Genomic DNA, 22,012 nt, shown 5'->3' on the forward strand with positions numbered 1-22,012 from the left:
AAGCAACCATTCCAAATCCAACTGTTCTTTTGTGCCAACAAAAAAGTTGTCCGGAGACTCCGGACAACTTTATATTTATAAATGAAATTTTCTTACTGCTTGTTCCAGTTTTTCTGATATTTTCCCTAACAATTCCGTCGAAGCAGCGATTTCTTCCATTGTTTTCATTTGTTTTTCCACAGATTCTGCGACTTTCATAGCGTTTGACGTAGCCTCTTTCGTTAAGAAGGCCGATTGCTCAACAGAAGCAGAAATTTGTTCAGATCCAGCAGACATCTCCTCCGTAATTGCAGAAACTTCTTGAATCTCATTATTAGATTGGTGAACCGCATGAAAAATAGATTGGAACACTTCTCCTACTTTATGGACCGCTTTTGTCCCTTTTTCAACTTCTTGAGTCCCTGACTCCATTTCATGAACCGCCTCGTTCGTCATGATTTGGAATTGTTGAATCAATGCAGCGATTTTTTGTGCCGAATGCTTTGCTTGCTCGGCAAGCTTTCTCACTTCGTTGGCAACGACGGCAAATCCTTTTCCATGCTCTCCAGCTCGTGCCGCTTCAATGTTTGCATTTAACGCAAGTAAGTTTGTCTGTTCAGAAATCTCTGTAATGGCCGTAAGAATTTGTTCAACCTCTCCAACCCGGCTGCCTAACTCCTTGATTTTAATAGATGTTTGTATAACAGCCTGTCGCATGTTATCAATTTGTTTTATTGCTTTCTCAATTTCCCCATTTCCTCTTTCCACTTGTTTCATTACATCATTTGATGATTCCGCAATAAGAGACGATGACTCGGCAATTTTTTGAACGCCAATAGCCATCTCCTCGACCGCATCCGCTGTTTCACTCATGCTTGTCTCTTGTTGTTGTGCGCTGGAAGACACCGTTCTAATCGCCATAGTAATTTGCTCATTAGAATATTTGGCACTCTCAATATTTTGACTTAATGCTTTAAAGGTTTCCAGCATTTCATATGCGCTTTCCGTAATGTCGGTCACCATCTCACGCATTCCCGTCATCATTTGCTCAAATGATTGAGATAGACTAGCAATCTCATCTTTTCCCTTTATTCGCATTTTCCCTAATAGATTTCGTGCTTCGTTTAACTCCCCTGCAGCGATTTTTTCAGCCACTTCGTTCAATTCCTCTAGAGCTTTTAATCGTTTACGAATATAGAAAAAGGAAATACCGCTAATGAGTCCGATGCCTATCACAAATAATAATATAAATTTCATCAATTGTTCTTTTATTACTTTTTGTTGAATAGAACCAACCTCTTTCGCGTCAATATCCACTCCGAGAATCCCGATTACTTCTCCGTTATACTTGATCGGAGCAAAAGCGGAGAGATAATCTCCATATTCGGGATCATGTACAATTTTCGTGCTGTTTGTACCTCCTTTTAACACCGGAAACACGTCATCATAAGTCGTGGTAGAAGTCGGTTCGCCAAGTTCTGACGCGACATTCGATCCTTCCGGTTGTCCATCAATTAAAACTTTTGGCTGCTTTTCTTGTTCGTCAACTTCAACCGTATAAACATAAAGCGCTCCCGTTTTCTCTCTTAAATCATTTAATTCATTTCGCAGGTCCCAATATGTATCGTTTTCTGACTTTTCCTCTAAAAATTTTTGATACTCGACAGCATCTATATGTTTCACAATATTTTTCGCAGTATCAACGCTGTATGAGGAAATGGTATTTTCTACTGAAAGTTTTATCATTTCCATAAATAGAACAACGCTAAAAGTTAATAAAATAATCATTAAACTAACAATTAACAAAGAAATTTTCATACTTAAACTTTGAAATTTTGCTTTCATATGAATCCTCCCTCGTGTTATAAAGTATCACATTTACCCCCATATATCGATATCAAAAGAAAAATTTTATAATTTTTTTACAAAAACTTAATTATAAACTATGAAAAAATATATCCTTATAACCATCAATATAATGTATATTATTTCATATACAAAAGACTTTTCTAAAAAAATAATCGCCTTTTTTTAAAAAGGCGATTGGAGATTAGTTATACCCGCGAAAAACGTATGGTTCTTCCGGTTGTTTAATTTTATGCCATTCTTTTACTTGGACATACGGAATAGTAACATTGAATGGTTGGAAGTAAATGGTCGATAATTTTCCTTTTACATGAATCCATTCATCGTTTTGTAAATGCGGTTTTTCGGAAAATTCCGTGAGCAATCCAAACACTCCCGAATCAGCTACACAATGAATGATACCAAAGCGCAGCACAAACAATTGCTGGTTGTTCGTTGTTTTGTCATGATAGACAAACCCGTCAAACTCAATTTCTTTATCACTGAACTGCCCCGGAAATTGATAAATCGTTTCCATCGCTTTCAAATAGTTGCCGTCATTAAGAACAAGACGAGATTGTTTTGAAAACACCGCCAATTCTTTCTTCATCAAGTCATTATAGCCTTCTTTGCCGTAATAAACACTTGTATCAGGCCGGAGAAATTGACGCTGCCCAAACGGATCAGCACTTTCCGTTTCAAATCCTGGAATACGAAAACCTTTCGCTTTTACGAGTTCCGAATCCAGCGTTGCAATTGGTAAAGCCAATGCGGAGACAATCGGAAAGATAAAAATCAAATAATTCAATGCTTTTTTCAGCTTTGTTTCATTTTCCTCATGATGATGACAGCACGACTCATCATGACAGTGATGTTCAGTCTCTTTCCGGTTCGCCATCCTAAATTGAACAATGGTAAGAAACGCGAAAATAAAAATCGCGCTAAACGATAAATAGGAATATCGCATATTAATGTATTTGCTTATATCTCCTGTTGTATGCAAGTGAAAAAATAAAAAGGTAAAACCAAGCAAAATGTATGTGCGAAGCATCCACTTCACCTCCTAAATGAATAATGAACCGACAAATACGAAAATGGTAATGTAGGCAATCAACACAATAACAAAACGCGTTTTGAACGATTGTAAAAGCATCAGTGTATTTTTAATATCAATCATCGGACCATACACTAAAAAGGCCGCCAATGCGCCAAACGAGAACGTATTTTGGAACGAGGAAGCGATAAACGCATCTGCCTCCGAACAGAGCGACAATACGAACGCAAGTGCCATCATCACAAGAGATGAAGACATTTTCCCATGACCGATTTCAAGCAATGTCGACGTTTTTACATATGTTTGCATGGCCGATGCTACAAACGCACCGATTATTAAATATTTTCCTGATGAGAAAAACTCATCAATGCTGTGCTCAAGCGTTCCGATCCATTTTTCTTTCAATGTTTTAGGCATTGAGTATGAAATGACTTCTTTTTTCCGCAATTGGTCATATTTATATTGCATCGATAACAATAATCCGATCAGTACCGCAACAGCCAGCGCAAAAATGGAACGGTAAAGCACCATTTTTAAGCTACTTCCAAAAGCGATAAAGGTAGAAAATAAGACAATCGGATTAATGATCGGTCCTGTTAACATAAATGGAATTGCGGCGTAAAGCGGTACTCCTTTAGCAACTAAACGCCGCGTAATCGGGACAATCCCGCACTCGCACGCAGGAAACAGCGCCCCAATCAACGTAGCATACAACACTGCTAATACTTTATTTTTCGGCACCCATTTCTCAATCATCTCTTCGGTCACAAACATTTGAATAATTCCAGAAATAAATACGCCAATTAACACAAATGGCAAGGACTCTATTAAAATACTAATAAAAATGGTATTTAACTGGAGAAATGACTTTATCACGGTTCTCATGCTCCTTTAAACATTCCATTCATACAATCTACAACCTCCTATTCTAACACTAAGCCGATGAAAAATTAATGAGATTTATTGGAAATTTATCAATTTTTTCAGGAAATCGCACACGATTAAGGAAACAAAACGGTGTTTTTTAAAAAACACCTTTTCACTCGCCAAAATATTAAAGAGTGAAGACAAAACTGCTTCACTCCTTCTCCCACTTATGAATTTTTCGCTTAAAAAAGGCGCGAAGTATTTCTTATCGCGCCTTTTTTCTATTATTCTTTCACTTCTTTCTTCCATACTCCAACCATAACCGCTGTTATAATCGAACCAATTAAAATAGCAAGTACATATAACAATGGATTTCCTTTTACAATCGGAATGACAAATGCTCCTCCATGCGGTGCCGGCAGGCCAATGCCAAACATCATTGTTAATGCACCAGCAATGGCAGAACCGACAATGATGGAAGGAATCACGCGGACCGGGTCAGTTGCTGCGAACGGAATGGCTCCTTCCGTAATAAACGATGCTCCCATAATATAACATGTCTTTCCTGCCTCACGCTCCGCTTTTGTAAACTTACGCTTGAAGAAAGTAGTCGCAAGCGCTAAACCTAATGGTGGCACCATCCCCCCTGCCATAATGGCTGCGTGCGGTGCATAATTTCCCGCATCAATCATCGCGATTCCGAATGTAAACGCTGCTTTGTTTATTGGTCCTCCCATATCAACGGCCATCATTCCACCAAGAATCAATCCTAATAATACAAGGTTGCCTGTTCCCATATTTTCTAGCCAATGTTTCACACCATCATTCAACGCTTTGACCGGATCAATAACTACATACATCATCACAAATCCTGTAATTAAAATACCAAACAACGGATAAAGCAACACCGGTTTAATTCCGTCGAGCGATTGTGGTAAACGACTAAACAGCTTCTTTAAGCCGATGACTAAATAACCTGCTAGAAAACCAGCGATCAGACCACCTAAAAAGCCCGCATCGCCGTTTGCCGCTAAAAAGCCGCCAACCATCCCCGGTGCAAAACCTGGACGATCCGCAATACTCATCGCAATAAATCCGGCAAGAACAGGAATCATAAGCTTAAATGCGCTACCGCCGCCGATATCCATTAACGCTTTCGCAATTGGATGATAGGAAGGGTCATTTGGATCAAACGCCTTAATGCCAAAGAGAAACGAAATTGCAATTAAAATACCGCCTCCCACAACAAATGGAAGCATATTAGATACACCGTTCATTAAGTGTTTATAAAAACCGGTACGCTCGTTATGAGACTTTTGTATATGTGAACGACGTTCGTTTCCGTCACCTTGATAAATCGGCGCATCCTGTTTTAACGCTTGCTCAATTAATTGCTGTGGGTTTCGAATCGCTTGAGCGACTGGCACTTGAATCACATGTTTTCCCTTAAATCGCTCCATTTCTACTTGTTTATCTGCAGCGACAATAATGGCAACCGCCTCTTCAATTTCTTTTGCCGTTAATGCATTTTTCACACCACTTGAGCCATTTGTTTCTACTTTTATTTCTACATTCATTTCCTTCGCTTTTGCTTTCAACGCATCAGCCGCCATGTATGTGTGGGCAATTCCAGTCGGACACGCAGTGACGGCTAACACTTTTTTCGCGGAAGAAGCAGTTTCTTGGTTTTCATTAAGTAATTCAGCCTCTTTTTCACGTATGACATCTAATATTTCTTCTTCGGTTGAAGCGCTTTCAATTCTTGAACGAAAGGAGGTGTTCATTAAAAGAGTAGATAAACGAGATAACACCTCTAAGTGGGTATTGTTCGCACCTTCTGGAGCCGCAATCATAAAGAACAAGTGACTCGGTTTACCATCTAAAGATTCGTAATCAATCCCTTCTTTAGAGCGCCCGAACGCCACTGCCGGAGTTTTTACGGCTGTTGTTTTTGCGTGAGGAATAGCAATTCCTTCCCCAACGCCAGTTGTGCTTTGCGCTTCACGAGCAAATATCGCATCTTTAAAAGCCTCTTTGTCATGTAGCTTTCCAGCTGCATCTAACTTGTTGACAAGTTCTTCAATAACAGTTTGTTTTGTTTTCGCTTTCAATTCAAGAATCATCGTATCTTTCGTTAATAAATCCGTAATTCTCATCTTCTTCTCCCCTCGCTATACTTGCGTCACTTTCACTTCATGAAGTAATTGTTCCACTTTTTCTTTCGTGCATAAATCTTCTGAGAAGGCAGTCGCACTTCCTGTTGCCACGCTATATTGAAACGCTTTTTCTATATCTTGTTCGTTTAAATATGCTGCTAAAAATCCTGCGACCATCGAATCCCCTGCTCCGACCGAGTTTTTAACGGTTCCTTTTGGAGCTGTAGCGAAAAGTATTTTTTCTTTATTAAAGAAAAATGCACCATCACCAGCCATCGACACAATGACATTTTCGACACCTAGTTCTACCAGTTTATATCCGTAAGAAATAATATCGTTTTTAGACGAAATTTCTGTATCGAATAACTCTCCAAGCTCGTGATGATTCGGTTTCATTAAAAACGGATGATGTTGAATTAATTGCTTTAAAGCAGGTCCGCTTGTATCGACGACTACTTTGACACCATTTTGCTTCGCTGTTTCAACCATTCTATTATAAAAATCTACTGGAATAGATGGTGGTATGCTCCCAGCTAAAACAAGAATATCCGCTTGATTGAAAGCTTGAATTTTATTCATTAATTCGTCTTGGTGTTTAGGAAGGATGGTTGGACCTTGCCCGTTAATCTCCGTTTCTTCTCCAGATTTTAGTTTAATGTTAATTCGTGTATCCCCGTTTACTATGACAAAATCGGCACAAATTTCTTCTTTCTTTAATTCACTTTCAATAAATGCCCCAGTAAATCCCCCGATAAACCCGAAAGCGGTACTATCGACACCAAGCCGTTTCAAAACACGGGATACATTTATACCTTTTCCACCGGGAAATGTAGCTGTTTTCGTTGCCCTATTCAATTCACCAACTCGAAAATGTTCCACTTCGACGATATAATCGACAGAAGGGTTTAATGTACATGTATAAATCATTTTGTCACTACCTCGATTGCTGTTTTTGATTCGTATTGTGTCAGTAATTCCTCATCAAGTTCATCGGTAATTAACGTCGCCTCTTCTAAATCGGCAATTTTGGCAAATGTACTTTCATTCATTTTTGTATGGTCAGCCAAAATATAGGCCTGTCGGGATAGTTTCATAGCTAAACTCTTTACCATCGCTTCTTCTGGGTCTGGCGTTGTATAACCGTAGTCAATATGAACACCATTTGCTCCTATAAAACATTTATCGAAGCTGTAGCTTTCAAGAGCACTAATGGCACCACGGCCAATTAAAGCTTTCGTTTTCTTTTTCACCATCCCGCCGAGCAAGTATGTTGGGATTTCTTTTTCCAATAAAGCTTCTAAATGCATGATCCCGTTCGTAACGACGACAATATCTTTTGCTTCAAGAAAAGGAATCATCTGTAATGTCGTCGTTCCTGCATCTAAATAAATGCAGTCGCCGTCTCTTACAAGACTTGCTGCATATTTAGCGATTATCTGCTTTTCCTTCATATTTTTTGTTGATTTTTCTAAAACGCTGAGCTCTTCTCTTTTCTGCTGTAGTAAAGCTGCTCCACCATGAACGCGCTTTAATTTTTTTTCCTTCTCCAATTGACTTAAATCGCGGCGAATCGTTGATTCAGATGAAGCCGTTGCCTCGACCAGTTCTTGGAGTTTCACTACTTCTTTTTCTGCCAACAATTCTAAAATAAGGCGATGGCGTTCTGCTGTAAGCAAACTTTCACCTCCACGATGATCATTTTTCATCTGTATTTTTATCATAATGGAAGCGGTTTAAAAAATCAATCAAAATCATTAAAATTCAATCGATTTCTTCCAGGTTTTTATTCTAAAACAATCAAAATCATTCAACATTAATCGAGTATCGTTTGCAATGAAAAAAGCTGTCCATATAGAAATAGGACAGCTAAAAAAATTTTCTCTTTATCCTTTGAGTACTTTTACGAAAAATGTCCGATGACGCGGGCCATCATATTCACAAAAGTAGATGCCTTGCCACGTGCCCAAAAGAAGTGTTCCCTCTGTGACGATCACATGCTGTGATGCCCCAACTGTGCTTGCTTTCATATGTGCCGCTGTGTTTCCTTCCGCATGCCGATCTAACCGGTGTTCCCAAGGATAAACTTCATCAAAGCGGCGCATCATATCGCGTTTCACATCAGGGTCGGCATTTTCATTAATCGTAATTCCAGCCGTCGTATGTGGACAATAGACAACAACTATACCTTCTTCTATCCCAGACTCATTCACGGCTTCTTGGACATCATTCGTAATATCAATCATTTCATCACGCTTTGATGTGCGGATAGTGAATTTTTTTAACATATTCATCCCTCGCTTAAAAAATAAAGTTTAAATATATTCAACTTGTTACAAAAAGAAACAGAAATTAACAAAAGCCCTAAACTTAAAAAGTGATTCCAAGATAAGATCTTGCGAAAGCGACCCACTTTTTCCATAGGCATGTCCTCGCTTTTTGCATCTAAATAAGCGTAGTGTACGATGAGGCAGTAGTCATTATGAGACCTCCTGCAATTGATACAACACCTATTATCATATTCACACCTTATCACTGTCATCTTCTACATGATTTTTATGTTTTGTCATATCTTTAGGCGAAGAACCCATAATTAATACTTTTTATACATCCCATGTGATTTCGGATATGTATAAGTAAAACCAAACTTCTCATACAGCTTATTGGCAGGTGCATCAGCAATTAAACTGACATACGCACTTTTAGGGGCTTTATTTTCGAGATAGTCCATTATCTCCTTCATAATCCGTTTTCCAAGTCCTTGCCCTTGATAATGAGGGGCTACGGCGATATCGACAATTTGATAAAAGCAACCATTATCACCGATTACTCGTCCCATGCCAATGAGAGTTTCTCCATCATATATACTTACAGCAAATAAAGAATTTTTCAATCCGCGTTCAGCTGCTTCTATACTTTTTTCGCTTAATCCACTTTCTTTGCGAAGACGTAAATAATCTTGGACAGTTGGTACTTCATGAACAATTTCGTATTGTAACTTAGTCATTTTTATTCCACACCCTCACTTTCTTAACTGAAAAAGTCTGCTTCAAGCTGAAACAGACTTTCTCATATAAAAATTATCTACGCTTATAAAACCCTCGAAGTTCACGGTGAATCTTTTTCCAACGCTCTTTCTCTGCTAGCTGTGCTTTTTTATCCATCTTTCGTGCTAGAAATGCGAGTTCTCGTTGCAGTTTTATATAACTTTCATATCTGTCTTTCGTGAGCGTTCCGGCTGCAATCGCAGCTTTTACCGCACATTTTGGCTCACTTCCATGCTGACAATCACGGAAATAACATTGGCTAGCTAATTCCTGTATGTCTTCGAATGTCTCTTGAAAACCTGATTCACCTTCCCAAAGCTGCAATTCTCTCATACCAGGTGTATCAATGACACATGCACCAGATGGTAACAAAAATAACTGACGATAAGTCGTTGTATGTCTTCCGCGGTCATCTCCTTCTCTTACTTCTTGTACCTTCTGTTCTTCTCTGCCAAGCAGCCGATTCATAAGCGTTGATTTTCCAACCCCTGAGGAACCAAGGAGTGAGATAGTCCTACCAAGCAATAAATATTGATTTAGTGCATCTAGACCATCTTGATGCAAGGCACTTATCGGGTGTATTGAAACTCCAAACGCAACTGATTCCACTTCCGCAACAACCTCTTCTACATTCGAACAAAGGTCTGCCTTGTTCAAGATTATAACAGGGGTTGCTCCGCTCTCCCACGCCATTATTAAATATCGTTCGAGCCTTCTTGCATTAAAATCTTGATTCAATGCACTAACAAGAAAGACCGTATCAACATTTGCCGCGACAATTTGTTCTTCGGTTGCCTCTCCTGCTGTTTTTCGTGAAAATTTACTTTTTCTTGGCAGCACCGCTTGAATTGTTGCTTTTTTCTCCTCGATGCGCGGACGAATGACTACCCAATCGCCTAGCAATGAGTATAATAGAACACTTCTATATGTCCAATCACCCCCTAGAAGGTAGGAGAATCACTCCGCCTTCTTTTTTATTTTACATATAACTTGGGTTTACTTGGAACAGCAAGATTAAAACATTTGGCGCGCTTCACTTCCGTTTCTTTCTTATATATACCGTTCTTTTCTGCTTGCAATCCTAAGCGATATATTTCTTTAATCCGTTTTTGTCGGTCTGTCGCATTTGCTAAATCCTGCTTAATATCCATATCCTCATCGGTGAGGTTACAGTGAATCGCTTTTGGTAAATTCATATATTCCCCTCCTAAAAGTCATGTTTGCATAGAACTTCACACGAAACACCGTACTCTTTGCACCATTGCTCTAATTTCTCTTTTCGAACAGGTGATACCGTGTACCATAAAAGAATCGGATCGACAACATTTTGCCGCTGCATCACACGAAATAGTGAAGAATACTGTTTGATTTTTCGTTGATTTTTTGTCATTTGTTGTTGGGAATCAACTTCCACAAAATACACTGTGTCATGATAGGTGAATCGGGCATCTGGAATTAGTTTGTGTTCTTTTCCATCTTCTTTCCACGTAACCGGCCGTTCGATGACCTAATCTTTTGGATAGTGATAAAAAATATAAATATCATTTCTCATTAAATGGTGTTCAATACGACTATTTTTCTTAAATTCTCGCTCCGCTCCTACTAACTCACGTCCTTTTTTATTCAAATAATACACGTATTCGTCAAGATAAACATGATGTAAATAGCGGCTCATGCGATACAAAATTTTGTTCATCATGCGAACGTCTGGGATTCCTAAAATCATTTGTAGCTGACTACGTTTTAAACAGTCGAGTTTACTCAAAGCGAACAAAATCTTCTCCTCTCTCATTTTCTTCTTTTCTTTGTTCTGTAGCTTCCGATTTGTCAACTTCATACCCCCCTAACCGTTTCCACATTTCGTCATCGCTGATAAACGGTGTTTGAACGGTCATCATTTCGTGTGTCTTGATAATCGCACGACCTTTTATATCAGAAGGGAGTTTTTCCGCTCCATAATCATCTATCGCCACTTGTGAAGCGTATCCAGCAGGTAAGCGGAAGGATATTTTTAAGTCAGCGTTTTGTTTGATTTGGCGCGGCAAAGTGTCGCTTGTAGGATATTGCGTACAAAAGATGAGCCGCACTCCTAATGCACCGCCAATCCTGGCGACTTCTCCTAAAATGTGCTGACAAGCGGATAGTGTGTTTTTAAGTTCCTTTTGCATGTGTTTTTCGGGTGTCAGTTGCGCCGCTTCATCAACGATAATGAATAATCGCTTTTGAATCGGTGTGTTGACGATGTTGGACCACTTATTTTCGTGAAACTCAAGCATCTTTTGCGCCATGTATTGTTGAATCTTTTGTAATGCTTTATGCGCCTCTACCGCTTCACTTGCTACGTCAATGACCTGTTTCAAATTGCGGTATCTTCCAAACTCTAAGCCACCTTTCATATCAAGGATAAGGATTTCTACATCGTCAGCATGATGTTCGATAAGGTATGTCATGATATTTTTGAGCATGACTGTTTTTCCAAATCGAGTTGTACCGGAAATGATACAATGTGGCGTTTTGTCAAAGTCGTGGAAATGCCAACCTTTTTCATTCACACCAAGCGGCACAACCCATCCTTTCTTGTTCGGGACTTCTGCATATGGCACAAGTTCGGGTATCTCGTGATGGTAGACATCGACAATGAGGTGTTTTTTGAATGTGATTTCAATCGGAGCGTCTAATGTAGCGGAAATGATTTCTTGCAAGGATTCAATTGTTTTTTCAGAAAGTCCAATCGGTACACGATAGGTGTATCTGTCATAGTTTTTGTGCTGTTCCTTTTTAATTAGCTTCGGGTAGACAAAGTAATTTCCTTCCATTCCACTGATTTTCATGTTTTTAAATATCTTATCCATCGTGGTTTTGTTACGGTCGTTTTTTCGTGTGCCTACATACAAGGCAGCAGCACTACTAACTAAAGGAATGGCGAATAGTTCCCACATAAAAACCCTCCTAAAAAAGAAATATTGTTCCAAAACGCAGGAACAACAAAAACATTGATGCTATCATGTTTTTCTAGTGCCAACCATCGTTCCAGCGTGGTCTTATGGTTAGTCATCCTTATAAAAAGGAAATGGACAATAGATGAAAGAAATAAAACAGGCTAACCATGATACCAACACTCATACCAAGCGTCAGTATCATTTGTACTTTTTCTTTGTCCACCCATCCTTTATGTTCGGCATAAGCCATGCCCAAGAATAATACTCCTGTTCCAATAATTTCGACCATCTGTATCACTCCTTTCTTGATGGTTCCAACCATCGTTCCTCCTTTCGGTCTCGATATAAGATATGGTCAATAGCTTGGCATATATGACTTTTAATTTCTCTCTATGGGAATTTCATTTTCCTTGCAGGAGAAACAAACAGGAAATGGAATGAATTACATAGGTGATGAAAATGGAATTAATGAATATGGAATTAGAAAGTAGAATCGGGGAATGGTTAGAAAAAAGCGGATATCGGAAGGATTATGTAGCGAAAAAATTAGGAGTAGGTATGCGGCAGTTGAATAAGTACATAAGAGGAGAGAGTTTTCCGTCTGTTCCGCGTTTGTTCATGCTGGCGGAATTGTTCAACTGTCAAACAGATGACCTATACAGAAAGAAAACCCCTACACCGTAGGGGCTTCTTTCCATTGAGCGATTACGTTTTCTGTTTGTTTCAGTCCATCCAGCCAATATTCTACAAGACGTACACCGTCAATCAGTTCGATGTTCAATCCTTCGGCAAATTTGCGGGCATTGTCGCTAAAGCTTCCTGTTGTGATGACATAGCCACCAACTGCACCACTTTTCACCATGTTGGAATGAAGTTTCGCAATCGGGTCATACGGTAAATCACCTTCATAACATTTCACTTGACCTAAATACAGACCGTCTTTTCGTCTATGTTCAAAATCTACACCAAAATCACCGGATGCCGGGCTTACCCATGTTGTGCCGCCATATTTCTTTTCCATGACAAAGGCGGCAAACACTTCAAATTGTAGTGGGTCTTGTTTGATGTAGATTTTGGAGTATTTCGGTGTTTTCCCATCTTGGTTCTTTTCCTTACAAAAACGGAAATACAAACCCATAGCAAGCGTTCTTTTCATATCTAGGCTGCTTTCCATCTGTTGAGCAATTAAAGATGTTCGATATTCATGTCTGCGTTTGGTCCACCAAAAGTGAATAGCGGCAACTAATACAACGATTCCAAATGCAAGTTCGAGAATAAACATGGATCCCACTCCTTTTCATCAACTTTAGGATAGACAAAAAGGAGCGTTGATATACAAGCATTTTAGCCCAACAATGCAGAAAGTTGGCGATATAGTTTTTCATCACACTTGATATGAAGTGTATGCTCTGTGCCTTCTTCGTCACGAATGCGTAAAAATGCCTTTGATGTGTCAATCTGTTTTCCGCCCATGGCCGCTCCTACAATCGCTCCTGTTGTTCCAGCAACCATTTTTCCGACGATTGCACCTGCCGCCGCTTTTCCTGCGCTGCGTGTATGCGATTCTTCCCAATCGATGCTGGCAAGTATCCATTTCTTTTTATCGGCAAATGGCACTTCTGTGATGATTTCGCCCGGTTGTTCTCCTTTGACAATATTAATGAAGCGAACCGGCATAGACTTATCGGTTAATACATGCCCGCCCGAAAGGATTTCAATGTTAATACGCTCCTTGAATATTTCTTTTAATTTCCCGAACATTCTTATCCCTCCTGCGTAATATCTCGCGTCTTAATACTAGCAAGAAGGGATTAAAAAACATGTCGAAATATGTAACAAAAACAAAAAAATCCCCTCCAAACGGCTAACGGGTTCTCTTTTGGGGTGCAAAAATCAATTTCACAATACATTTTTAACGTGAATTCACACACGAATTCACGTTTTTTCTTTCCTTGAAATTACTACACTCTTTGATGTTTTTATTAAAATTCAAGTAGGATTTTGCACACCAATTCTCGAATATGGAAATAATTATTGTACAGTGTGAATTTTACTGTGAATTATGAAGGAGGAATAGATATGGAGTTTTTTAAACCCAAGAAAACCCAAAGTAGTGGAAATTCGCAGAAGAAACTATTTGGAAGTTTTGTAGAACAAGTTGTAAATTTAACATTTTAAAGTAAGAGCATTTCTTTGTAATGAGAAATGCTTTTTATTTTTGTCATAATTAAAAGGATATTTTAATAACGATAATAATATAATAAAAAACAATAACAATTTATTGCGAAACGATAAATAATATGCTAAAATCATGTTGTCATTAAATAAGTGAGGTGTATTAAATGAATGTTAAACGAGGCTCAACCACTTTCTTAAAGGTAACTATTTTTCTGGCTGGAATTGCAGTGCTTTATTTGTGTATATTTTTGGTTCCTAAGATTGGAAATTTTGCTGGAGAATTGTACCCAGATATGTCTTATTTGAAATATCTCGTTTTCATCGTGATGTATGGAGCAGCTGTTCCTTTTTACTTTGCTCTCTATCAGGCTTTCAATCTTTTACGGTATATTGACAAAAACACAGCATTCTCAGAATTATCCGTAAAGGCATTAAAGAACATAAAGTGCTGTGCTTTTACAATCAGTGGTTTGTATGTATTAGGTTTTCCGCTCTTTCGTTTTATAACGAAGAATATGGACCCTCCTTTTGGAATATTGCAACTCATAATCATTTTTGCTTCGTTGGTTATCGCCGTTTTTGCTGCTATCCTCCAACGGCTTCTACAAGAAGCGATTAACATAAAATCAGAAAATGATTTGACGGTCTGAGGTGGAGGATATGGCAATTATTATTAATATTGATGTGATGTTAGCAAAACGAAAAATGAGCGTAACGGAGCTTTCGGAGAGGGTTGGAATTACTATGGCGAATCTTTCCATTCTGAAAAATGGGAAAGCAAAAGCGGTTCGTTTTTCAACATTAGAAGCGATATGTAAGACTTTGGATTGTCAGCCAGGTGATATTTTGGAGTACAAAAGCGACGAAGACACTCAATAAAAACAGACAACAAATTTATTTAACGGAAGTCGTTAGAGAATTTAAGGGATAGCCATTAAGCTATCCCTTCTTTGCGTTTATTGATGTTATTTACTCAGAGAATTCCATTGAGAATTGCATTGATATTAGTGACAAAATATATGATGTGATTTGCAATGTTTTCACCTCAAAACGGAACCCGTTACCAAACGGCAGGGATTCTATTTTAAACGTATTTTTTGTCCGGCGCGGATCATATTCACATTCTTGATGTTGTTTAGTTTTTGCAAAGCTGCTACCGTTGTTTTGTTTTTTACTGCGATTTCAGACAGTGTTTCGCCGCTTTTTACCGTGTATACTTGGCTTGCTTGAACACTAGCCACATTCATCTGTGGTTTTGGTTGCGTCGCTACTTGTTCTGGCGGTCTCTTCCCTGCTCTTAGGTCAGCCAAAGATAGACCAAAAGTATACTGAAAATGTGGATAGTCAGGGAAGCCGCGCCAATCGCCACCTCACTCGAAGCCGAGTTTCTTGGCTTCTTCGACGACCTCCATCCAATCTGCGATTTTGTCACGGTCAAAATCGGCATTCGTATCCCACACTACCTTTTTGTCGTCAACAAGCAAACAAAAATCAATAGCAAGTCCAACATTGTGATAAGAATAGCCGCCTTTTGCATTAGTCACAATTTTCCCGGGTTTCGTGCGTCCTTGCGCATACAGTTCGTTTTGTTCTTCAATAGAACGGAACCCTTGCGTGATAAGGACATTGATTCTCCTCTTGTACGCATTTGTAATCAATTGACGTGCTTTTGACGCAACGACAGGATGAACACCTTTTAACTTTACCTCCGCTTTCTCCAAGAGTTCTTTTAAACCGACAGTCATTGTTTATCCTCTCCTTCCGCTTTTTCCAAAGCATATTTGATTGCTGCAACGGAACCGATACCATAAAGAGCATATTTCATTCCATTGACCAACACACCAAAAGAAAAAGCGCCGCTTTCTAAAATAGAAAAAGCAACGCCTAACACAACCGCAACAATCGGGATATAGCGATTAGGAATGTTTGCTGCTTCGCGAATAGCATAAAGCAAAACTGCTAATGCCACATATGCGGTAAATTCAATTGAAAAAACAGCTTCCATTTTATATTCCTCCTTTGACAAGCAATCCTAGCAACCCTGTGATGATGGCTCCTAAAATGATTCGTAATATCCACGTCGTGTTGTTTTTGATAGCGGAAATATCTTCACGCATGTCTTTGATATTTGACTCTGCTACTGCTAAGCGAGTCTTAACATCGACCATATCTGCTTCAAGTTTCGCGACACGTTGTTCCATTGAATCACACCTTTCGATCAAAATAAAAAAGGAGCCTTATTTAAAGACTCCTTATTACACTAAAGAACTCCTTTTGTTAAAAACAAGATGAACAAGAGGTGACTTGCTTTTTTGCAAAAAACAAAAGACCAGATATGGATTATCTGGTCTTTTGTTTAGTGTAGTTGCAGCGGACAGATACAGCATTAATGAGACTTATTAATAAATCTCATTGGTGCTGTACCTGTCCCGAGTGCGCTTGGCTTATATCACTGGCCGACCCGGCTCCTCGCAAAGCGCCAAGGCAACTACCACTACACCGATATAAAACATAAACATCGCCCCCGAATAGTCTTTTTGATACTGCTGTAAAAGACTTGAAATTGCAGTGGAAAGGACTCCAGAAAACATGGTTCCAATAAACCACCATTCATTACCTAATCGTAAGGCTAATTGATGGGTGAGGAGAGTACGAGTTGAACGTACACCAGTAAATAACTCGAATTACTTAATTATCCTATCATACAAGTTATATCATTTCAACTATAATAAATACGCCTTCGTTTTGGCGTTTGTTTATGTCGCAGTATCGTCCAAAAACGCAATAAAAAAAGAACCTACGCTGCGTATGGTTCACCTGTGATTTCTTGATACTGTTGTTCAGTAATTTTTCCCGTTTGAACAAACACCTTTACATCGTCTTTCGTGTAATATTTTGCTTCGTAATAGCGTTTAACGAGCGAATAGTAATCTAATGGCATATTAAATTACCCCTTTCATTGTTAAATCTAAAAGTAATTCAGCTTGTGTTTGCTCTAGTTCACCAATTTTCATATCTTTGATCGCTAATTCTAATAACAACTCTGCATTTTGTTGTTCTAGTTGTTTAACAGGATCTTTGTCTTCATTGATGAATTTCACTGTTTGCGCCTTTATATCAAAGAACTGTAAGGGCATTAAGCTACACCTCCTAATATCTTGGTTATTTTCACATCATCATTGACGTTTGCCCTTGTTAACTTCAATCTCACCTCTGCAGGCTGTACGCTACCTAAATCATAAGTAAACTGGTCTTCGCCTAATTGTAAATTTAAATCTGCGACAGAAGTCTATGACACAACCACCGCAATGGGAAGAATGTTCATCACGATCGTTGCCGCATTGGCTCAATGGGAACGTGAAAACTTAGGCGAGCGTATCCGAATGGGGTTGCAGGAAAAAGTACGGCAAGGGAAATGGGCGGCGAATGTAGCTCCGTTTGGTTATGACATTGACCGTGAAAACGATAAGTTAGTGATTAATCCTTTAGAAGCATCTGTCGTGCGGCGTGTTTTTGATATGTATCTTTCGGGAATGGGAATCGTTAAAATCGCTTCTAAACTCAATGAAGAAGGAATGAAAACCAAAAGCAACACCAAATTCAGTATAAATGGTGTTCGTTATATGCTAACGAATCCTGTGTATATCGGAAAAATGCGCTGGAATTATACTGTTCATCAAGACCAATACTTTGAAGTCGAAGAAGCGGCACCTGCGATTATTTCAGAAGAAACGTTTTTTCAAGCACAAAAACTATTAGAGAAAAGGAAAGCGCAGCATCCACGCACAACAACGAGTGAATATATTTTCAGTGGTGTGGCGAAATGCGCAAGATGCGGCGCTCCGCTTTCGGGAAAATCTAACGGTCAAGGAACCAGATTTTACATTTGCACCAATCAAAAGATAGGAACTTGTGATTTACCGCTTATCAAAGAAGGGTTTTTGGAAGAGCGATTTTTGCAATATATAAACAAAAGGGGCATATTGGAAGAGGCGAAGAAAGAAGTAGCTGCCCATGCGGATATAGAAGAAAAGAGCGACTACCAAAAAGAAATCGAACAAATCCAAAAAGAATTAGCCGCGATTGAAAAGCGGCGTAAGAAATGGCAATACGCTTGGGTGAATGAAATGATTACCGATGTCGAGTTCATCGAACGTATGAAAGAAGAACAAAAAAAGAAGAGTTGCTGAAAGAACAACTCCAACACCTTACACCTACCCAAGCCCATTATACGCAAAACATTGATGTCTTATCCATTTTATCAGATATTCGGAACACTTGGGAACACATGACGGCATTAGAAAAGAAATCTTATATCTCCTTTCTTTTGAAAAAAATCGTGGTCGATAAAATCAATAAGACCAAAACACCGGAAAGTGTTGAAATTGTGGAGATGGAATTTTATTAATTCCATCTCTCCTCCCCTGGTGTTCTTTTATCCTCATTGGGCTACTGCTGGAAAGTCCTCGCGCCCGACAGCATTAAAACGGAGCCTCCCCGCAAGATCACCAAGCAATTCACCGTATTCCGTCATAATTCGATATAAATGTTTATGTTCTAAAATAACTCTACCGACTGTAAGTTCTTCTTGATCATACTGCTTAAAACTCTCAATAAAAAACGAATTCCAGCCTAACTGTTCAAGTTTCAACTAAGATTCCTCCTATATGTTTGATCCGAATTTCTCAGATCATAGAGGAATCTTTTTATCCCGTACAAGGATCTCGGTTATAAAAAGAATACCTCCATGACCTTATTTTTCACGATTTCTCTTTTTCTCATCACCATCATGCATCACTCCTTAACCGAGAATTTTCGATTATGAATATTATACGAAAATTAGTATTTATATGCGAATTATTGCATTTCAAACACTTGTGAAAAATTGTTTCATTAAGTAGATAAAGAGCTTTATTAGTTATTGTTTAGCTGTTTAATTCTATTTTGCATTTAGAACATAGTTTTTCTAAAAAATAAAATCCATAAAAAAAGCACCTGCTTTTTCTGCAAGTGCCCTTTGAAATTATCTGAAATTTTAATATTTACCTAAGAAGTCTCTCATCTCTTAATGGAGCAGAGGTTCTTTTTCCAGCATAAAAATTCTAATATTAAACATAATAAAAACTGAATGACTTATGTTATACACGTACATAGATTAATAAATATCAATTATTCTGTAGGAGCAATCGCCTCTTTACGAGCAACTCCTGTGCGATATGCCGCTTTCATAACAGCTTCCCGTACCCGCTCTGCTACTTTATTGTTAAAAACGCTTGGAATGATGTACGTTTCATTTAATTCCTCATCTGTTACAACAGAAGCAATCGCTTGCGCTGCTGCTAATTTCATTTCTTCATTAATTTCTTTTGCTCGGCAGTCTAACGCCCCGCGGAAAATGCCAGGGAAGCAAAGAACGTTATTAATTTGGTTTGGATAATCTGATCTTCCAGTCGCCATGACACGAACATATGGTTCAGCAAGTTCCGGGTCAATCTCCGGTACAGGATTCGCCATTGCAAAGACAATTGGATCTTTCGCCATCTTTTTAACATCTTCCACTGTTAAAATACCTGGTGCAGAAACACCAATAAATACATCCGCACCTTCAATCACATCGGATAATGTTCCACTTAAATTATCTGGATTTGTCATTTGAGCATATTCGATCCAATAAGGATTCTCATAATCTACTCCTCGATGGATTGCACCGGTACGGTCAACACCAATAATATTGCGTACACCGGCAGCGAGTAAAATTTTCGTGCAAGCAATTCCAGCTGCCCCAATTCCTGTTACAACAACTTTAATATCTTCTAATTTTTTGCCGACGATTTTTAATGCATTTAACAGTCCTGCCAACAAAACGACAGCCGTACCGTGCTGATCATCATGGAAAACAGGGATATCTAATTCTTTCTTTAATCTTTCTTCAATTTCAAAACAGCGAGGGGCAGAAATATCCTCTAAATTAATTCCGCCAAAAGCAGGAGCAATCGCTTTGACAATTTGAATAATTTCTTCCGTATCTTTCGTATCTAAACAAATCGGAAACGCATCAACACCGGCAAGCTGCTTAAACAACATCGCTTTTCCTTCCATGACCGGCATTGCCGCATGCGGTCCGATATCGCCAAGCCCTAATACCGCTGTGCCATCTGAAACAACAGCGACAGTATTGCGCTTAATTGTCAGCGAATAAGCCTTTGTTGGGTCTTCAGCAATCGCTGTACAAACGCGGGCAACTCCCGGAGTATAAACACGTGATAGATCATCACGGGTCTTAATAGGTATTTTTGATTTCATTTCAATTTTCCCGCCAATATGCATTAAAAACGTTCGATCAGATACATGAACGACTTTGACACCTTGAATTTTCTTTAACATGTCAATAATTAAGTTACAATGTTTTGTATCGAACGCGCTGACAGTGATATCGCGAACCGTATGCGTTTTACTAGAAGAAATCACGTCAATTCCGACGATATCCCCGCCAGCTTTTCCAATGGCAGTCGCAATGTCTCCAAACGAAACAAGATCTTTTTGAAATTGAAGCCGGATTGTAATATGCATGCTTGCACCACTTGGTATTGACATCTCAATCTACCTTTCTATACTCAATTTTTAAGAAGGAAAAATCATCATATTTCCCAAAATGTGTTATACTTTATTAATGAAAATATGTATTAGGATACAACATTCGTGCGCGTTATGCGACTTAATGATTAAATTATATTCCATTTTCAGGTTAGATAACAAGTATTATTTATTCATTTCGCGCACGGTTCAGCTTTTATCAGGATAGAGGGAATAGGAGAACAGTTCAATGATTTCAAAACGATTATCCAAGCTAAGGAAAAAAAGAATTGGTCATTGCAATATACAGCGGATCAGCTTGGCATCGCTAAAAGCACGTATGCAGGCTATGAATCAGGATACCGCCAGCCTTCATTAGATGCGTTAAAAGAACTTGCCGTTTTGTTCGAAACGTCTGTCGATTATTTACTAGGTATGACAGAAACATATACAGGTGAACGTCATACAATTGAGTTAACGAGCAAAGATATCGGCAGTCAAATCTGTTTGACAATAGACGGAAAATCGCTTTCGCAAGATGAACTAAATCAATTTATCGCCTTTATTCGTCTAAAACGAGAAATGGAAGCAAAATAAAAGTTGATATTTTAGTGACTAAAAGAGTTTGTCTCGAACGAACGGGTTTTCTCGTTCATGTATCACGGCAGAAAAGCGTAAATCACCGAAAAATAGTTATATCAACACTCATGATATTATGTGAGGTTGCGATTATGAGAGGAAAACCACATCTTACGATAGAAACAGAAAAAATATATAAAACCAAGAAAAGCCCGAACGGAATGTTTATAGCGAGAATTATTGAAAAGCCAAAGAAGGAAGATATGTTGGATTTCATTCTAGTAATTCAAAATCGTAAATCCAAGGATATTATCTATAACAAAGTCTTAGTAACTACACGGAATCGCTATTATTTCTTCCATCTTTCATGCGGAAACATGGAATGGGTTTCTCTTAATACTGTCGCTGTATGGGACGGACTTGGTCATAAATTAGTAGAGGTATCAGCTGTAACAGGAAAGGAAAATGATCGTATTTCAGATGAACATTGTTCAGCATATCGAGATAAGCAATCAAACAGCAATGTATAACTTTTACTTAACTAACAAGTACGATAATTAGATAAAAAAAGAAAATATTTCAACAAAAACGTTTGGGTTTTGAAAAACTGTCCAAACGTTTTTGTTTATTTATATGTTCAATTTTTACCTAAATAATCAACAAATGATGTGCGTTTTATGTTGCTATTTAAAATTTTGAACTCCAAAACAGAACTCTATAGTCTCAAACTCTGTACTCTTTTGTTGTCTAGGGACAGCGAATCGTAGTATTGGCCCCTTCCAAATCCCCAACACAGAT

Annotated in this window: 27 protein-coding genes and 2 pseudogenes; 6 read left to right on the forward strand and 23 right to left on the reverse strand. The window is 38.6% G+C overall.

The genetic code is table 11. From position 1 onward, the window contains the following. Positions 1-75 precede the first annotated feature (75 nt). The 14 genes and pseudogenes from HNQ85_RS13130 to HNQ85_RS13195 form a co-directional block, all read right to left on the reverse strand. Positions 76-1,824, reverse strand: coding sequence for a methyl-accepting chemotaxis protein (locus HNQ85_RS13130; RefSeq protein WP_181538164.1), 1,749 nt, complete (start codon positions 1,822-1,824; stop codon positions 76-78). A 205-nt stretch (positions 1,825-2,029) separates the two neighbouring features. Beyond that, a complete protein-coding gene (locus tag HNQ85_RS13135) occupies positions 2,030-2,875 on the reverse strand; it encodes a TIGR03943 family putative permease subunit (protein WP_181538165.1) in 846 nt (281 codons plus the stop codon). Positions 2,876-2,887: 12 nt separating this feature from the next. Next, on the reverse strand, positions 2,888-3,754 hold the full coding sequence (locus tag HNQ85_RS13140; protein ID WP_409994132.1) for a permease: 867 nt from the start codon (positions 3,752-3,754) through the stop codon (positions 2,888-2,890). A gap of 275 nt (positions 3,755-4,029) precedes the next feature. Then, entirely contained in the window at positions 4,030-5,901 is a 1,872-nt protein-coding gene (locus HNQ85_RS13145; RefSeq protein WP_181538167.1) for a PTS fructose transporter subunit IIABC, read from the reverse strand. 15 nt (positions 5,902-5,916) lie between these two features. Next, positions 5,917-6,828, reverse strand: coding sequence for a 1-phosphofructokinase (gene pfkB / locus HNQ85_RS13150; RefSeq protein ID WP_181538168.1), 912 nt, complete (start codon positions 6,826-6,828; stop codon positions 5,917-5,919). Further along, positions 6,825-7,577 (reverse strand): DeoR/GlpR family DNA-binding transcription regulator, encoded by a 753-nt coding sequence (locus HNQ85_RS13155; RefSeq protein ID WP_181538169.1) that lies wholly within the window; start codon positions 7,575-7,577, stop codon positions 6,825-6,827. Before HNQ85_RS13155 ends, pfkB begins: the two co-directional genes overlap by 4 nt. 207 nt (positions 7,578-7,784) lie before the next feature. Next, positions 7,785-8,186 (reverse strand): secondary thiamine-phosphate synthase enzyme YjbQ, encoded by a 402-nt coding sequence (locus HNQ85_RS13160; RefSeq protein WP_181538170.1) that lies wholly within the window; start codon positions 8,184-8,186, stop codon positions 7,785-7,787. A 305-nt stretch (positions 8,187-8,491) separates the two neighbouring features. After that, a complete protein-coding gene (locus HNQ85_RS13165; RefSeq protein WP_181538171.1) occupies positions 8,492-8,905 on the reverse strand; it encodes a GNAT family N-acetyltransferase in 414 nt (137 codons plus the stop codon). 73 nt (positions 8,906-8,978) lie between these two features. Next, positions 8,979-9,854: pseudogene (gene rsgA / locus HNQ85_RS13170) on the reverse strand (ribosome small subunit-dependent GTPase A); the annotation flags it as partial. Between the two features lie 65 nt (positions 9,855-9,919). After that, the gene (locus tag HNQ85_RS13175; RefSeq protein ID WP_181538173.1) at positions 9,920-10,141 is read right to left on the reverse strand and encodes a hypothetical protein; all 222 of its coding nucleotides are present in this window, start codon (positions 10,139-10,141) and stop codon (positions 9,920-9,922) included. 11 nt (positions 10,142-10,152) lie between these two features. Continuing rightward, positions 10,153-10,359 carry a hypothetical protein gene (locus HNQ85_RS13180; protein ID WP_181538174.1) on the reverse strand — a complete coding sequence of 69 codons (207 nt, stop codon included), beginning with the start codon at positions 10,357-10,359 and terminating at the stop codon, positions 10,153-10,155. Between the two features lie 93 nt (positions 10,360-10,452). Next, positions 10,453-10,710 (reverse strand): hypothetical protein, encoded by a 258-nt coding sequence (locus HNQ85_RS13185; protein ID WP_181538175.1) that lies wholly within the window; start codon positions 10,708-10,710, stop codon positions 10,453-10,455. Continuing rightward, the gene (locus HNQ85_RS13190; protein ID WP_181538176.1) at positions 10,703-11,884 is read right to left on the reverse strand and encodes an FtsK/SpoIIIE domain-containing protein; all 1,182 of its coding nucleotides are present in this window, start codon (positions 11,882-11,884) and stop codon (positions 10,703-10,705) included. Before HNQ85_RS13190 ends, HNQ85_RS13185 begins: the two co-directional genes overlap by 8 nt. 118 nt (positions 11,885-12,002) lie before the next feature. After that, entirely contained in the window at positions 12,003-12,206 is a 204-nt protein-coding gene (locus HNQ85_RS13195; RefSeq protein WP_181538220.1) for a hypothetical protein, read from the reverse strand. Between the two features lie 137 nt (positions 12,207-12,343). Between HNQ85_RS13195 and HNQ85_RS13200 the strand changes: the two genes are divergently transcribed. Further along, complete coding sequence (locus HNQ85_RS13200) at positions 12,344-12,568, forward strand: helix-turn-helix domain-containing protein (protein ID WP_246326869.1); 225 nt, start codon at positions 12,344-12,346, stop codon at positions 12,566-12,568. On the opposite strand, the gene HNQ85_RS13205 is transcribed toward HNQ85_RS13200, so the two are convergent. Together HNQ85_RS13205 and HNQ85_RS13210 are read right to left on the reverse strand one after the other, a co-directional pair. After that, the gene (locus tag HNQ85_RS13205; RefSeq protein WP_181538177.1) at positions 12,558-13,166 is read right to left on the reverse strand and encodes a restriction endonuclease; all 609 of its coding nucleotides are present in this window, start codon (positions 13,164-13,166) and stop codon (positions 12,558-12,560) included. The two genes, HNQ85_RS13200 and HNQ85_RS13205, sit on opposite strands and share 11 nt — an antisense overlap. A gap of 62 nt (positions 13,167-13,228) precedes the next feature. After that, entirely contained in the window at positions 13,229-13,645 is a 417-nt protein-coding gene (locus tag HNQ85_RS13210) for a hypothetical protein (RefSeq protein ID WP_181538178.1), read from the reverse strand. A gap of 581 nt (positions 13,646-14,226) precedes the next feature. Between HNQ85_RS13210 and HNQ85_RS13215 the strand changes: the two genes are divergently transcribed. Together HNQ85_RS13215 and HNQ85_RS13220 are read left to right on the forward strand one after the other, a co-directional pair. Next, the gene (locus HNQ85_RS13215) at positions 14,227-14,712 is read left to right on the forward strand and encodes a DUF2975 domain-containing protein (protein WP_004434880.1); all 486 of its coding nucleotides are present in this window, start codon (positions 14,227-14,229) and stop codon (positions 14,710-14,712) included. Between the two features lie 10 nt (positions 14,713-14,722). After that, positions 14,723-14,941, forward strand: a complete 219-nt coding sequence (locus tag HNQ85_RS13220) for a helix-turn-helix domain-containing protein (RefSeq protein WP_004434885.1) — start codon at positions 14,723-14,725, stop codon at positions 14,939-14,941. A 389-nt stretch (positions 14,942-15,330) separates the two neighbouring features. Here HNQ85_RS13220 and HNQ85_RS13230 read toward each other — a convergent pair. The 5 genes and pseudogenes from HNQ85_RS13230 to HNQ85_RS13250 form a co-directional block, all read right to left on the reverse strand. Then, positions 15,331-15,807, reverse strand: a pseudogene (locus tag HNQ85_RS13230) (M15 family metallopeptidase); the annotation flags it as partial. Further along, positions 15,804-16,067, reverse strand: a complete 264-nt coding sequence (locus tag HNQ85_RS13235) for a hypothetical protein (RefSeq protein WP_181538179.1) — start codon at positions 16,065-16,067, stop codon at positions 15,804-15,806. The gene HNQ85_RS13235 and the pseudogene HNQ85_RS13230, both read right to left, overlap by 4 nt. Before the next feature lies 1 nt (position 16,068). Continuing rightward, on the reverse strand, positions 16,069-16,281 hold the full coding sequence (locus tag HNQ85_RS13240) for a hemolysin XhlA family protein (RefSeq protein WP_343046515.1): 213 nt from the start codon (positions 16,279-16,281) through the stop codon (positions 16,069-16,071). Positions 16,282-16,859: 578 nt separating this feature from the next. Further along, positions 16,860-17,003, reverse strand: a complete 144-nt coding sequence (locus HNQ85_RS13245) for an XkdX family protein (protein ID WP_181538181.1) — start codon at positions 17,001-17,003, stop codon at positions 16,860-16,862. Between the two features lies 1 nt (position 17,004). Beyond that, positions 17,005-17,199: a hypothetical protein gene (locus tag HNQ85_RS13250; RefSeq protein WP_181538182.1), complete on the reverse strand. Its 195-nt coding sequence runs from the start codon at positions 17,197-17,199 to the stop codon at positions 17,005-17,007. Between the two features lie 180 nt (positions 17,200-17,379). On the opposite strand from HNQ85_RS13250, the gene HNQ85_RS13255 reads away from it, so the two are divergent. Beyond that, positions 17,380-18,252, forward strand: a complete 873-nt coding sequence (locus HNQ85_RS13255; RefSeq protein ID WP_181538183.1) for a recombinase family protein — start codon at positions 17,380-17,382, stop codon at positions 18,250-18,252. 251 nt (positions 18,253-18,503) lie between these two features. On the opposite strand, the gene HNQ85_RS13260 is transcribed toward HNQ85_RS13255, so the two are convergent. Both HNQ85_RS13260 and HNQ85_RS13265 read right to left on the reverse strand, forming a co-directional pair. Further along, entirely contained in the window at positions 18,504-18,713 is a 210-nt protein-coding gene (locus HNQ85_RS13260) for a hypothetical protein (RefSeq protein ID WP_181538184.1), read from the reverse strand. A gap of 518 nt (positions 18,714-19,231) precedes the next feature. Further along, positions 19,232-20,656, reverse strand: a complete 1,425-nt coding sequence (locus HNQ85_RS13265) for an NAD-dependent malic enzyme (RefSeq protein WP_181538185.1) — start codon at positions 20,654-20,656, stop codon at positions 19,232-19,234. A 276-nt stretch (positions 20,657-20,932) separates the two neighbouring features. Here HNQ85_RS13265 and HNQ85_RS13270 point away from each other — a divergent pair, with 276 nt between their 5' ends. After that, on the forward strand, positions 20,933-21,232 hold the full coding sequence (locus HNQ85_RS13270; RefSeq protein ID WP_220129222.1) for a helix-turn-helix domain-containing protein: 300 nt from the start codon (positions 20,933-20,935) through the stop codon (positions 21,230-21,232). A 134-nt stretch (positions 21,233-21,366) separates the two neighbouring features. Then, positions 21,367-21,744, forward strand: a complete 378-nt coding sequence (locus HNQ85_RS13275; protein WP_181538186.1) for a hypothetical protein — start codon at positions 21,367-21,369, stop codon at positions 21,742-21,744. Positions 21,745-22,012: the final 268 nt, after the last annotated feature.

This window comes from [Anoxybacillus] calidus, assembly GCF_013760845.1.
Classification (GTDB): domain Bacteria; phylum Bacillota; class Bacilli; order Bacillales; family Anoxybacillaceae; genus Paranoxybacillus; species Paranoxybacillus calidus.